The organism is Lysobacterales bacterium (genome assembly GCA_016721845.1).
In the GTDB taxonomy this organism is placed as follows: domain Bacteria; phylum Pseudomonadota; class Gammaproteobacteria; order Xanthomonadales; family Ahniellaceae; genus JADKHK01.
Genome location: JADKHK010000003.1, coordinates 216,784 through 230,203, shown reverse-complemented (window position 1 = coordinate 230,203; position 13,420 = coordinate 216,784). Strand labels below are relative to the sequence as shown.

The window sequence follows — 13,420 nt, the reverse complement described above, 5'->3', positions numbered from 1 at the left end:
GAATCATGTTCGATGTCGGCATCAGCGAACTGGCGTTGATCGCCGTGGTCGCGCTCATCGTGCTCGGCCCGGAGCGCCTGCCGCGGGCTGCGCGCACGGTCGGTGCGATGCTGCGTCGCCTGCGTTCGAGCTGGACCAATCTGCGCTACGAGATCGACCGCGAGATCGCGGCCGATGAACTGAAGCGCAGCCTGCGCGAGACCGAAGAGACCATCCGCAAGGCGGATCCGGTGGCCGCGGCGAAGCGTGAATTCGAAGCCCCCAGGGAACCGCACGAGCCATGAGCGGTGCACCGGACGTCGATGGTGAACTGCCCTTTCTTGCGCACCTGATCGAACTGAGAGAGCGCTTGCTCAGGGCCGTGGTCGCGGTCGGCGTGTTGTTCCTCGCCGGCATCCCGTTCGCGAACCGCATCTACGCGCTGTTGGCGCAGCCCTTGCTCGCCAAGATGCCGGCGGGCACCCAGATGATCGCGATCGAAGTGGCATCGCCGTTCCTGACGCCGCTCAAGCTGACGTTCTTCCTGGCCTTGATCCTCGCCATGCCTTACGTGCTGTATCAGGCCTGGTCGTTCGTCGCGCCGGGTCTGTACCGGCACGAAAAGCGCCTTGCGGTGCCGCTGCTCGTATCGGCAGTGGCCTTGTTCTACACCGGCTGCGCATTCGCATATTTTCTGGTGCTGCCGGCGGTCTTCGGATTCCTGCAGGCGGTGGCGCCCAGTGGTGTCGCGGTGATGACCGACATCAGCCAGTACCTCGACTTCGTGCTGGTGCTGTTCCTCGCTTTCGGCCTCTGTTTCGAGGTGCCGGTGGCGGTGGTGATCCTGGTGCTGCTCGGCTGGGTCACGCCGCCGCAGTTGCGCGAGTCGCGCCCGTACGTGATCGTCGGCGCCTTCGTGATCGCCGCGGTGCTGACACCGCCGGACATCGTGTCGCAGTTGCTGCTCGCGATCCCGATGTGCGTTCTCTACGAGATCGGGATTCTGGCCGCGCGCTGGTTGCCGGCGCGACACGAAGCGACAGAGACCTGATTCAAGGGCACCATCGGCTGCAATGAAAAACGGCCCCGATCGGGGCCGTTTTCGTTCTCGCCGACGCCGCTGCTTACGCAGCCGGAGGAGCGGGTGGTGCAGGCGGATCCATGGGCGCCGGCGGTGCCATCGGCGGCTGTACCGCGTCGCTGCTGCCGAACACCTGACGATGGGCGAAATACATCGAAGGTCCACCGACCAGCGCGCCGAGGATGCCGAGCACGAGTGCGCCGAGCAGCGGGATCCAGCCGACGAACAAGGCAAGGATGAAGAAGGCGATGCCGACGCAGAGGAAGCCGACGATGATCGAGACCAGGTTGGCCATGCAGACCGCGAAGCTTTCCTTCATCGCATCGAACGGCGCAATGCCATCCAGCATCACGCGCGGCACCGCGAAGTAGGTCATGAACGCCACCGCGATCGCGGCCGGAATCATCAGCAAGCCTGCGAGTGCCATGCCGGCGAAGCCCATGCCGGCGCCGCTGGAACTGCCGCTCGACGCCGCGAAGATGGCGCCGCCGATCATCACCGCGAAAATCACGCCGGCCACCAGCATCAGGCCCACGGTCGGCAGGCACAGGGTGATCATCGGTCCTGCTTTTCCGGGTTGCTGGAAGGCGATGAACAGCTGCTCGACCTCGGCCTTGCGCCCGGCTTCCTGTTCGCGTGCGGCCCAGATGAAACCGCCCTGCAAGGCCGGACCGATCACGATGATCGCCAGGTTGAGCAGCGGTATGGCCGAAATCACTGCATAGATCAGGGCCATCACGACGAACACGCCCGGATTCTTCAGCGCCAGCTGGATGGCCGACGAGAACCAGTTGAAGACGTCGCCGATTTCGATTTTCCTGCCACTCATTCCCAACTCCCCGTAGATTGCGCGGGTTGCGCAGCGGCGAGCATAGCCCGAGCGTCGCGCGGGCGCAGCCATCGTGCCGTACTGTCGATAGAATCCGCCAATGCTGGTCATCAACGCACGCATCCACATCGCCGACGCCGAACTCGAGGAACGCTTCGTGCGCGCCTCCGGTCCCGGCGGTCAGAACGTCAACAAGGTCTCGACCGCGGTCGAACTGCGCTTCGACGCGCGCACTTCGCCGGCGTTGCCGGAAACGGTGCGTACGCGCCTGCTCGCGAGATCGGATCGGCGCATCACCGGAGACGGCGTCGTCATCATCCAGGCGAATCGCTTCCGTACCCAGGAACGCAATCGCGAGGATGCGCGCGAGCGCCTGGCCGAACTGATCCGTGCCGCGACCATCGTGCCGAAGGCGCGCATCGCGACCAAGCCGACGCGCGCCTCGAGGGAACGCCGGCTCGATGCGAAGAAGTCGCGCGGCAGCGTCAAGCGCGTGCGCAGCAGTCGCGTGGACCACGACGCATGACGCGCCCGCCGGTCGTCGAGCCGCTGCCGCCGAAGGCTCCGCAACGTTATCCGCGCGTGGTGCGCTGGATCGCCAAGGTGTGGCTGCGCTATCTCGGTTGGCGACTGGTCGGGCAGTTTCCGAACGAATCGCAAGTCCTGTTTCTCGCGGCCCCGCATTCGTCGGCCTGGGATGCGCTCTATGGCTTGCTGATCAAGGTGGCGGCCGGGGCCGATATCCGCTTCATGGCCAAGCGCGAAGCCTTCTGGTTTCCGCTCGGCCTGCTGCTGCGCGCACTCGGCGCGATTCCGATCGACCGGCGGGCCGCGCATGGCGTCGTCGGCGAAACGGTGGAGGGCTTTCGCAGCAATCCGAACGCCTGGTTCCTGCTGGCGCCGGAAGGCACACGCAAGGCGGTGAAGAAATGGAAGTCCGGTTTCTGGCACATCGCCCGCAAGGCCAACGTGCCGGTGTGCTGCATCTACATCCACTACCCGGACAAGGTCTTCGGCATCGGCGAGATGTTCACGATGACCGATGACATGGAGGCCGACATGGCGCGCATTCGTGCCTGGTACGCGCCCTACATCGGCAAGCACCGCGGCGTGTGATGACGTCGCGTCGACGTGACGCGTGATTTCCTTGGCGTTTTCCGGAGAACCGACATGCTGAAGACAGGCGACCGCATTCCGAACTTCGATCTCGTCACTGACCGCGGTGAACGTGTATCGCCGAAGACGCTGAAAGGCGCGCGTGCGGTGCTCTATTTCTACCCGAAGGACGACACGCCCGGTTGCACCAAGGAAGCCTGCGCGTTCCGTGACGCCTTGCCGAAATTCGATGCGTCCAAGGTGCGTGTGTATGGCGTCAGTGCCGACGACGCCAAGTCGCACGGCAAGTTCGTCGGCAAGTACCAGCTCAATTTCCCGCTGATCGCCGACCCCGAGCATGTCGCCATCAATGGCTTCGGCGTCTGGGTCGAGAAGTCGCTGTACGGCCGCAAGTACATGGGCATCGCCCGCGCCACCTTCGCGATCGACGCCGACGGCAAGGTCGAACAGGTCTGGGACAAGGTCAAGCCCGAGACCCATGCCGAGGAAGTGCTGGCCTGGTTGGCCGGCGCGGCCCCGGCGGCCTCGAAACCGGTGGCGAAGAAAGCCGCGCCTGCGAAGAAAGCCGCGACCAAGCAGCCTGCGGCCAAGACTGCGCCGGCAAAGAAGACCGTGGCGAAGAAGTTGCCCGCGAAGAAGCCCGCTAAGAAGCGTTGAGGCGGAACGCCGGGGCGCTGACTCAGCGCTCCGAATGCCCGGACTCGAACCAGTCGCGGCGGGTGAAGAGGCCGGGCTTGATCAGGTCGATGAAGGCCCGCGCCTGCGGGCTCAGGTATTTGCCCTTGCGCATGACCACGCCGTAGCTGCGCTGCGGAAACCAGGCGCGCATGTTGCGGACTTCGAGGCGATCCTCGGGACGCAGGCAGATGCCGGTGACGATCGAGATGCCGAGTCCCATCGACACGTATTGCTTGATGACTTCCCAGCCACCGACCTCGATGCCGACCTGATACGGCACGCGCGCCTGCTGGAAGATCAGGTCGACGAGTCGGTAGGTGGTCAAGCGGCGTGCGGGAAGAATCAGGCCGTAGGGCGACAGGTCTTCAAGGCGGATGTCGGTCTTCTGCATCAGCGGATGATTCGGCGGCGTGATCAGCATCGGATCGAAGTGGTACACCGCCTCGTAGGCCAGATCGTTGGGCACGTCGATCATCGACCCGACCGCGAAATCGGCGGTATCGGTGCGCATCATCGTCAGGCCTTCGTTGCCGGTGACGTTGACCAGGTGCAGACGCACCTTCGGATAACGCTCGCGGAACGCCTGCACCAGATTCGGCAGCAGGTACTGGATGGTCGAGGTACCGGCGGCGATCGTCAGTTCGCCCGCGTCCATGCCGACCAGCTTGCCGCGAAAGCTCTCGTCGATGCCATCGAACCCCTCGATCAGCGGCAGGGCGAGGTCGTACAGGGTCTGGCCCTCGCGGGTGAGCTGGATGCGTCGGCTGCCGCGATCGATCAGCAGCACCCCGAGTTCGCGTTCGAGCGCGCCGATCTGCAGGCTGATCGAGGGCTGGCTCAGGAACAGGGCTTCGGCCGCGCGTGAAAACGTGCCCAGCTTGGCGCTCATGCAGAACGCCCGCAGCTGCTTCAGGCGATTGCCCTTGTAGTAGAAACGCGTCTCGCCCTCGCCCCGACGGCGTCGCCGTTTCGGCGCGGCAGGCGCTTCCATCAGGATCTCAATCGAACGCTTGTTCTTTTTTTGGGTTGGCATATCAGAGGCTTGCGAAATATTTGACGATGTTAATACATCGCATTGAAACATTCGGTTTGTCAAACCAGTGCCGCCGGCGTAGCGTCCGTGCATCGGCAGGAATGTGGAGGGCATTCCGGTCGGACCCGCGAACCACCAAGGAATTCGTATGTCCGCAGCATCGCCTTCCGCCATTGCCGCACAGCCGTCCGCGACCGCCGCCCATGCGGCCGTGCTGACCGCCGCGGCACTCGAACTGCTGACGGAACTGCATCGCCGCTTCGAACCGACCCGCCAAGCGCTGCTGGCTGCGCGTCGCGAACGCCAGGCGCGCTTCGACGCCGGCGAGCTGCCGGACTTCCTGCCCGAGACCCAGGCCATCCGCGACGGCGACTGGCGCGTCGCCGAGATTCCGGAAGCGATCCGCGACCGCCGCGTCGAGATCACCGGGCCGGTCGACCGCAAGATGATCATCAATGCGCTGAATTCGGGCGCGAAGGTGTTCATGGCCGACTTCGAGGATTCGTCCAGCCCGGTCTGGGAGGCGATGCTCGAGGGCCAGCAGAACCTGCGCGATGCGGTCGCCGGTGCGATCGAATACACCTCGCCCGAAGGCAAGCACTACGCGCTGAAGCCCGACTCGAAGACGGTGCTGATGGTGCGACCGCGCGGTTGGCATCTCGACGAGAAGCACGTGATGGTCGACGGCCAGCGCATCAGCGGTTCGCTGTTCGATCTGGCCCTGTTCGCCCTGCACAACGCGACCACGCTGGCCGCGAAGGGTCTCGGCCCGTTCTTCTACCTGCCGAAACTGCAGAGCCACCGGGAAGCGGCCTTGTGGGACGAGGTGATGGCCTTCGTCGAAGTGCGCCTCGGCCTGCCGATCGGCACGATCAAGGCGACGGTGCTGATCGAGACTTTGCCCGCGGTGTTCGAGATGGACGAGATCCTGCACGCGCTGCGCGGCCGCATCGTCGGTTTGAACTGCGGGCGCTGGGACTACATCTTCAGCTACCTCAAGACCTTCCGGGCGCATCGTGATCGCGTGTTGCCCGAGCGCACCCAGATCGGCATGACCGTGCCTTTCCTGAAAGCGTATTCGGAATGGCTGATCCGCGTCTGTCATCGTCGCGGCGCGTTCGCGATGGGCGGCATGGCCGCGCAGATTCCGATCAGTCGCGACCCGGAAGCGAACGAGATCGCGATGGCCAAGGTGCGCGCCGACAAGCAGCGCGAAGTGTCGGCGGGGCACGACGGGACCTGGGTCGCGCATCCGGGCCTGATTCCGATCGCCCAGGGCATCTTCGACGCCGGCATGGCGACGCCGAACCAGTTGCACGTGACCCGCGACGACGTGACGGTGACGCGCGACGCGCTGATCACCCCAAGCAGCGGCAGCATCACCCGCACCGGGTTTCTCAACAACATCGATGTCTGCGTGCGTTATGTCGCAGCCTGGCTCGACGGCCTTGGCTGCGTGCCGATCCACCACCTGATGGAAGACGCCGCCACCGCGGAGATTTCACGCGCGCAGTTGTGGCAGTGGCTGCATGTCGGTGGGCTGACGTTCGACGACGGCACGCCACTCGACTTCGCCGCCTTCGACGCCGCGATCGCGGCGATCCGCAGCCGCGTCGATCCCGCGGGTCTGCCAGGCGAGCAAATGTTCGACGAAGCCGTCGCACTGTTGTCGGCATGGACGCACGCCGATGACCTTGTCGAGTTCCTGACGCTGCCTTGTTACGAGCTGTTGCCCTGAGTTCGTTCTCCTCCCCTTTGCGAAGCAAGGGGGAGGTCGGGAGGGCCCGCCGAAACCCCACCCCCCTCCCAGCCCCACCCCCCCCCCGTCCTCCCCGACGACACAGGCCCGAGGTAGACCATGAAGACCACGCTCCCCACTGCCGAACAAATCAAACTGGACTGGGCCAGCAATCCGCGCTGGGCCGGCGTCAAGCGCGGCTACAGCGCCGAAGACGTGGTCCGCCTGCGCGGATCCGTGCATGTCGAGCACACGCTCGCCAAGCGCGGCGCCGAGAAGCTCTGGCATTACCTCCATACCGAGCCGTTCGTGAACGCGCTCGGCGCGATGACCGGCAACCAGGCCATGCAGCAGGTCAAGGCCGGGCTCAAGGCGATCTATCTGTCCGGCTGGCAGGTCGCGGCGGACGCCAACACCGCCGGTGCGATGTATCCCGACCAGTCGCTGTATCCGGTCGACTCGGTGCCGGACGTCGTGCGCCGCATCAACAACACGTTGCTGCGCGCGGACCAGATCCATCACGCCGAAGGCCGTGACGACATCGACTGGCTGCAACCGATCGTGGCTGATGCCGAAGCCGGCTTCGGTGGCGTGCTGAATGCCTTCGAATTGATGAAGCACATGATCGAAGCCGGTGCCTCGGGCGTGCATTGGGAAGACCAGCTCGCCAGCGCCAAAAAGTGCGGCCACATGGGCGGCAAGGTGCTGGTGCCGACCCAGGAAGCGGTGCAGAAGCTCGTGGCGGCGCGCCTCGCGGCCGACATCGCCGGCGTGCCGAGCGTGATCGTCGCGCGCACCGACGCCATGGGCGCGGCCCTGATCACCAGCGACGTCGACGACAACGACAAGCCGTTCTGCACCGGCGAGCGCACCGTCGAAGGCTTCTACAAGACCAACAACGGCCTGGACCAGGCGATCAGCCGCGGCTTGGCCTACGCGCCGTATGCGGATCTGATCTGGTGCGAGACCTCGACCCCGAGCCTGGCCGAAGCGAAGCAGTTCGCCGATGCCATCCACGCGAAGTTCCCGGGCAAGCTGCTGGCCTACAACTGCTCGCCGAGCTTCAACTGGAAGAAGAACCTCGACGAGAAGACGATCGCGGAATTCCAAAAGGCCATTGCGGCGATGGGCTACAAGTTCCAGTTCATCACGCTGGCCGGATTCCATGCGCTCAACCACTCGATGTGGAAACTCGCGAGCGGCTACAAGGATCGCCAGATGGCGGCGTATGTCGAGCTGCAGGAGCAGGAATTCGCCGACGAGAAGCTTGGCTACACCGCGGCCAAGCATCAGCGCGAAGTCGGCGTCGGTTACTTCGACAAGATCAACGAGGTGATCGCCGGCGGCCACAGTTCGCTGGCCGCGCTGCATGGCTCGACCGAGGAAGAGCAGTTCGAGGCGCCCAAGGCGGCCTGACCTGCGACCTGGCCGGGGCGGTGCACTGCCGCCGCTCCGCCGCCAGCCGGCCGGTTGTCTTGTGCAGCCGGTCACGTCGTGAAAACCGGACGCCGCTAGCATCTGCACTCCCGCTGTCCGATTGGGTATTGCGATGTCGCTGCTCCGAGCTCTTGCGTTTTCGCTGTTGCTGGGCAGTGCGCTGCAGGCGCATGCCGGCGACGACACCATCTTCGGCGGGCACACCGCCGGTTTCGAGGCGAAGTACTTCGTGCCGGCAACCGACGCCGAGGCCGCGCGCTTCCTGACCCAGGCGACGTTCGGGCCCAGTCGCGCCTCGATCGGGCAGTTCCGCAGCAACAGTTACGACGGCTGGATCGACCAGCAGATCGCGACGGCACCGACCTCGGCGCGCGCCTATCTCGACATGCTCGCCGCGCGGCCGGCACCGCCCGCGATCGGACAGAGCCAGCGCGTGGACCGCTGGTTCCACACCGCGGCCTTCGGCCCCGACCAGTTGCGGCAGCGCATGGCTTACGCGCTGTCGCAGATCCTGGTGGTCTCCGATCGCTCGGACGCGCTCAGCGGCGACCACTTCGGCGTGTCCGAGTACTGGGACATCCTCGCCCGCAACGCCTTCGGCAACTACCGCACGCTGCTGGAAGAAGTGACCAAGTCGCCGATGATGGGGCGCTACCTCAGTCATTGGCGCAACCGCAAGGTGACGCCCGGTGCAGCGACCAGCCCGAGCGCGCCGGACGAGAATTACGCGCGCGAGATCATGCAGCTGTTCACGGTCGGGCTGATCGAACGCAATCTCGATTTCTCGCCGGTGCTGGCGGGGCCGGATCCGATTCCGACCTATACCCAGAACGACATCACCGAGCTCGCGCGCGTCTTCACCGGCTGGTCCTACACGTGCACGAATCCGACCACCGGGCTGCCGTCGAACACCAATTGCACACCCTCCGCGGGAACACCCTATCCGGACTACACCGGCTTCACTTCGGGACCGTCCAGCTACTTTCCGATGGCCTGCTTTCCGACGCACATGGATTACGGCGCGAAGACGATCATCGGCGGTGCGGTGATCGCGGCATCGCCGGATGTCTGCGGTGTCGAAAACCCCAGTCATACCTCGAACACCGGGCTGCCGGCGCTCGATCCGGGACAGGTCCTCGGGCAACGCCCGCTGGCGCTGAATCGTTGCCATGCCTATTGCCTGAGCCAGATCGACCAGACGCTCGACTACCTCTTCAACCATCCCAACACCGCGCCCTTCGTGTCGCGCCAGCTGATCCAGCGCTTCGTCACCAGCCATCCGTCGCCGGCCTACATCGAACGGGTGGCGACCGTGTTCGAGGACAATGGCCACAACGTGCGCGGCGACCTGGCGGCGGTGGTTCGCGCGATCCTGCTCGACGACGAAGCGCGCGTGCCGCCGGCCGATCCGATGGCGCCTTACGGCAAGTTGCGCGAACCCCTGCTGCGCCTCACCGCTACCTGGCGTGCCTTCGGCGTGACCGCGCCCGCGGCGGTCAACGGCGAGATCCAGATGGGCATCCGCAACCCGCAGGACAGTCTCGCGCAACGGCCACTTGGCGCACCGACGGTATTCAACTTCTACGAGCCGGATTACCTGCCACCGGGCGAACTCGCCAACGCCGGCATCTATGCCCCGGAGTTCCAGATCGCGAACGAGACGACCGCGATGACCTCGGCGAACGAACAATGGAATCGGCTATGGGTCGGCTACAGCACGTCGAGCGGTACGTTCACCCTGCCGACGACGTCGGCCTACCACGTGATCAGCGACCTGACGCCCTTGGTCAGCGGGGCCAACAGCACCGGTCCGAATGCATACAACCTGTTTCTCGACGAGATCAATGTGCGCCTGTTCTACGGCACGATGAGCAGCGACACCCGTACCACCCTGCGCAATTTCCTCGTGTTCAGCCTCGCCGGCGTGAACGACAACATCAAGGTGTTGTCGACCGTGCACCTGGCGTTGATGTCCCCTGAATTTCTCGTGCAGCGCTGAGGTGACCATGAGCCGCTCGAATGATCGTCGTGATTTTCTGCGTGGCCTGAGCGCCACCCTGATCGCCGGTTCCGCACAAGCGCTGCTGCCGCAGCTGGGTGTCGTCGGCAATGCCCTTGCGGCAACGTCCCGGTCCAAGGCATTCGGCAATTACCGTGCGCTGGTGTGCGTCTATCTCGATGGCGGCAACGACTCGTGGAACCTGCTGGTGCCGCGCGACAACGGCACGCTGGGGTCCGGGTCGCTGTATGACCGCTATCGCACGGCGCGTGGTGGTGTCTACGACACTTCGGCGAATCCGCCTTCGGGTAACAGTGCGACCGGTCTCGCGCTCGACTTCAATGCCTTGCGCCCGATCACGCCGAATGGGTTCGCCGCCAATTCGTTTGGCCTGCATCCGCAGTTTCTCGACTACGCGTTTCCGCAGGTGCCTGGTGGTGTCGTGAATCCGGGCTACCCGGGTCTCGCCAGTCTGTTCGGTCAGCAACGCGTGGCGCTGTTCCCGAACATCGGCACGCTGGTGCGGCCGATCACGAAGGCCACCTACAACGCGACGGCGAAGCCGCCGCAGCTGTATTCGCACAGCGACCAGACCACGCAATGGCACCTGGGCCGCACCGCCACCAACCATCCGTATGGATGGGGCGGCGAAGTGGCTTCGCGCGTCGCTTCGGGCAATCAGTTGACGACATTGGCGCCCTGCATCTCGATCTCCGGAAGTTCGCGCTTCCTGGTCGGCGACGGCGTTTATCCGTATCAGATGTCGACGAGCGGCGCGACGGCGCTGTCCAACTACTCGGCGACGGCCGGCGGCCTGCAATCGCAGCGGCGGGCGGCGCTGGATCTGATGCTCGCGCAGACCTATGCCCACCCGTTCTCGAAGGAATACGCGCAGCTGACATCCCGCTCGCTGGACCTGACCAACACGCTGTCGACCGCGTTGACGAATTTCGGAGCAGTCGGCACCGTGTATCAGCAGTCTTCGGCGACCGCCAATTCATCGGCACAGGTGACCGTGGCCGGCACCAACTACTCGAATACCCTGCTCGACCAGTTGCGGATGGTGGCGCGCATGATCAAGGTGTCGCGGCCCGGCTCCGGTGCCGGCATCAACCACGAACGCCAGATCTACCTCGTCCGTCTCGGAGGGTTCGACACGCACGACACCCAGATGGCGAATACCGGCCAGCCGCTGCTCATGGCGCGCTTGAATCAGGCGTTGTCCTGGTTCCGCCAGGCGATGATCGACGTCGGCAACGATCTCGGGGTGCCGACGCTGCCGAACGAGGTGACCCTGTTCACGATGAGCGAATTCGCGCGCACGTTGTCCAGCAATGGCAATGGTTCCGACCATGGCTGGGGTGGGGTGCAACTTGCGCTCGGCGGTGCGGTTGCTGGCCGGGCAATGTACGGCACCTTCCCGAACCAGACGCTCGACGGCCCCGACAGTTTCTCGCGCGGACAGTTCCTGCCGACGACGCCGGTCGACACCTATGCAGCGACGTTGGCGCGCTGGATGGGCGTACCCGATATCGATCTGGAACAGGTATTCCCGAACCTGGCGAATTTCAGTCCGGACACGCTCGGATTCCTGCCTTAGCGACTTGCGGCCACCAGGCTTCGGGCAGACACTCGGACTCCCGACAAGGAGCCCGCCATGGCCGAGCCGAAGCAAGTCGCGAACAGTCCGTTGAAGTCCGATGTCAGCGTCGCGAAGAACCTGTTCTTTGGCGAAATCGTCGAGGAGAACCTGTTCCCTTATCCGCAGATGCGCGAACGCGATCGCGAGATGCTGGGCATGATGGTGACGTCGATCGACGACTTCCTGTCGAGCTACAAGGACCAGTTCCGGCATTGGGACGAACAGGCCGAGCAACCGGCCGAGTTCATCCATCAGTTGCGCGACATGGGCCTGTTCGGGCTGATTATTCCCGAGGCGCATGGCGGGCTGGAACTCAGCAACGCCGCCTATGCGCGTGTGCTGTCACAGACCTCGCGTTACGACTCCTCGGTGTCGCTGACGATCGGCGCGCACAGCTCCATCGGCATGAAGGGCCTGCTGCTGTTCGGCAACGACGAACAGAAGGCGCGCTACCTGCCGAAGCTTGCCAGCGGCGAGATGATCGCGGCGTTCTGCCTGACCGAAGCCGGCGCGGGCTCCGACGCCGCCTCGGTGCGCACCAAGGCGACGCGTGAGCCCGATGGGTCCTGGATTCTCAATGGCGAGAAGATCTGGATCACCAACGGCGGCATCGCGCAGTTCTACACGGTGTTCGCGCGCACCGACGACACCGACGGCAAGATGACCGCGTTCATCGTCGAGGCGAACTGGCCCGGCGTGTCGCATGGTCCGCACGAGCAGAAGATGGGCATTCGCTCGTCGAGCACGACGACGGTCGCGTTCAGCGATGTGCGCGTGCCGGCGGACTGCGTGCTCGGCGAGCCGGGCAAGGGGTTCAAGGTCGCGATGGCCATCCTCAACAATGGCCGTACGGGTCTCGGCGGCGGTGCCGTCGGCGGCATGAAGTCGCTGATTGCGCTCAGCACGCAGCAGGCCAAGGATCGCAAGCAGTTCGGGCGCTCGATCGCCGAGTTCGGGCTGATCCGGGAAAAGATCGCGCAGATGGCGGTCGATTGCTTCGCCGCCGAAAGCACGGTGTGGATGGTCGCCCATTACATCGATTCCGGCTGCGCCGACTATTCCACGGAAGCCGCGATCAGCAAGGTGTTCGCGTCCGACGCGATCCAGCGGCATGCACACGAGGCCTTGCAGATTGCCGCCGGCAACGGTTTCATGAAGGAGTTCCCTTACGAGAAGGTGCAGCGCGACTCGCGCATCCTCTCGATTTTCGAAGGCACCAACGAGATCCTGCGCCTGTACATCGCGCTGTCCGGCATGAAGGATGTCGGCGCCTCGTTGAGCGAGATGAAGCACGCGATCGGTGACATCTTCAACAATCCGATCAAGGGCTTCGGTGTGCTCGGCGGTTATGGGCAGCGACGGCTGTCGCACGCCACCGGATTCGGCACCGACCACATCCTGCGGCGCATGCATCCCCGCCTGCAGGCGCTGGCCAAGACCTACGAGCAGTACACGGTCGAATTGGCACGGGTCTCCGACGTCCTGCTGCGCAAATACGGCAAGGGCATCGCCGACTACCAGCATCAGCAGAAGCGCGCCGCCGACATCGCCATCGACCTGTTCGTCGGCTTGTGCACCTTGTCGCGCGCGGATGCGCTCGACAAGGCCGGTGATGCCGCCGCCGAACAGGCGATGACGATCGCCGAAGTGTTCACCAAGCAGGCGCGTCGACGCATGTTCCGCAACGTGCGTGGTGTCGAACGCAACGAGGATCGCGAGATCGAGGCCCTGGCCGGCTTCATCCTCGACCGCGGCGCCTATCCGTGGGACGTGATCTGAGCCGGACGTAAAAAACCTGCCGGTTTTGCCGGCGGACTGCGTTTTCGGGTGATGACGGCGCTGTGGCGATGACGCAGCAGTGGCCCGTCCACCCGATCCACGGAGTCCG

At 64.7% G+C, this 13,420-nt stretch carries 11 protein-coding genes and 1 pseudogene; 10 read left to right on the top strand and 2 right to left on the bottom strand.

The genetic code is table 11. The annotated features are described in order from the left end of the window. Positions 1-5 precede the first annotated feature (5 nt). Together tatB and tatC are read left to right on the top strand one after the other, a co-directional pair. The gene (tatB, locus tag IPP28_01370) at positions 6-284 is read left to right on the top strand and encodes a twin-arginine translocase subunit TatB (GenBank protein MBL0039702.1); all 279 of its coding nucleotides are present in this window, start codon (positions 6-8) and stop codon (positions 282-284) included. Beyond that, entirely contained in the window at positions 281-1,030 is a 750-nt protein-coding gene (gene tatC, locus IPP28_01365) for a twin-arginine translocase subunit TatC (GenBank protein MBL0039701.1), read from the top strand. The genes tatB and tatC overlap by 4 nt, the downstream gene beginning before the upstream one ends. A gap of 73 nt (positions 1,031-1,103) precedes the next feature. Here tatC and IPP28_01360 read toward each other — a convergent pair whose 3' ends face one another. Continuing rightward, positions 1,104-1,889, bottom strand: a complete 786-nt coding sequence (locus tag IPP28_01360) for a hypothetical protein (GenBank protein MBL0039700.1) — start codon at positions 1,887-1,889, stop codon at positions 1,104-1,106. A gap of 100 nt (positions 1,890-1,989) precedes the next feature. Here IPP28_01360 and arfB point away from each other — a divergent pair, with 100 nt between their 5' ends. From arfB to bcp, 3 genes and pseudogenes are all read left to right on the top strand, one after another. Then, entirely contained in the window at positions 1,990-2,415 is a 426-nt protein-coding gene (gene arfB, locus IPP28_01355; GenBank protein ID MBL0039699.1) for an aminoacyl-tRNA hydrolase, read from the top strand. Then, positions 2,412-3,005 carry a 1-acyl-sn-glycerol-3-phosphate acyltransferase gene (locus tag IPP28_01350; protein MBL0039698.1) on the top strand — a complete coding sequence of 198 codons (594 nt, stop codon included), beginning with the start codon at positions 2,412-2,414 and terminating at the stop codon, positions 3,003-3,005. The genes arfB and IPP28_01350 overlap by 4 nt, the downstream gene beginning before the upstream one ends. A 54-nt stretch (positions 3,006-3,059) precedes the next feature. Continuing rightward, positions 3,060-3,518 (top strand): annotated as a pseudogene (bcp, locus tag IPP28_01345) (thioredoxin-dependent thiol peroxidase). 166 nt (positions 3,519-3,684) lie between these two features. Here the strand turns inward: bcp and IPP28_01340 are convergent. Beyond that, positions 3,685-4,674, bottom strand: a complete 990-nt coding sequence (locus tag IPP28_01340; protein ID MBL0039697.1) for a LysR family transcriptional regulator — start codon at positions 4,672-4,674, stop codon at positions 3,685-3,687. A 190-nt stretch (positions 4,675-4,864) separates the two neighbouring features. On the opposite strand from IPP28_01340, the gene IPP28_01335 reads away from it, so the two are divergent. The 5 genes from IPP28_01335 to IPP28_01315 all read left to right on the top strand — a co-directional run bounded on the left by IPP28_01335 (position 4,865) and on the right by IPP28_01315 (position 13,311). Then, positions 4,865-6,454, top strand: coding sequence for a malate synthase A (locus IPP28_01335; GenBank protein ID MBL0039696.1), 1,590 nt, complete (start codon positions 4,865-4,867; stop codon positions 6,452-6,454). Positions 6,455-6,574: 120 nt separating this feature from the next. Next, positions 6,575-7,870 (top strand): isocitrate lyase, encoded by a 1,296-nt coding sequence (gene aceA, locus IPP28_01330; GenBank protein ID MBL0039695.1) that lies wholly within the window; start codon positions 6,575-6,577, stop codon positions 7,868-7,870. 133 nt (positions 7,871-8,003) lie between these two features. After that, positions 8,004-9,890, top strand: coding sequence for a DUF1800 domain-containing protein (locus IPP28_01325; protein MBL0039694.1), 1,887 nt, complete (start codon positions 8,004-8,006; stop codon positions 9,888-9,890). 7 nt (positions 9,891-9,897) lie between these two features. Further along, positions 9,898-11,490, top strand: a complete 1,593-nt coding sequence (locus IPP28_01320; protein MBL0039693.1) for a DUF1501 domain-containing protein — start codon at positions 9,898-9,900, stop codon at positions 11,488-11,490. A gap of 57 nt (positions 11,491-11,547) precedes the next feature. After that, entirely contained in the window at positions 11,548-13,311 is a 1,764-nt protein-coding gene (locus IPP28_01315; GenBank protein MBL0039692.1) for an acyl-CoA dehydrogenase family protein, read from the top strand. Positions 13,312-13,420 lie beyond the last annotated feature (109 nt).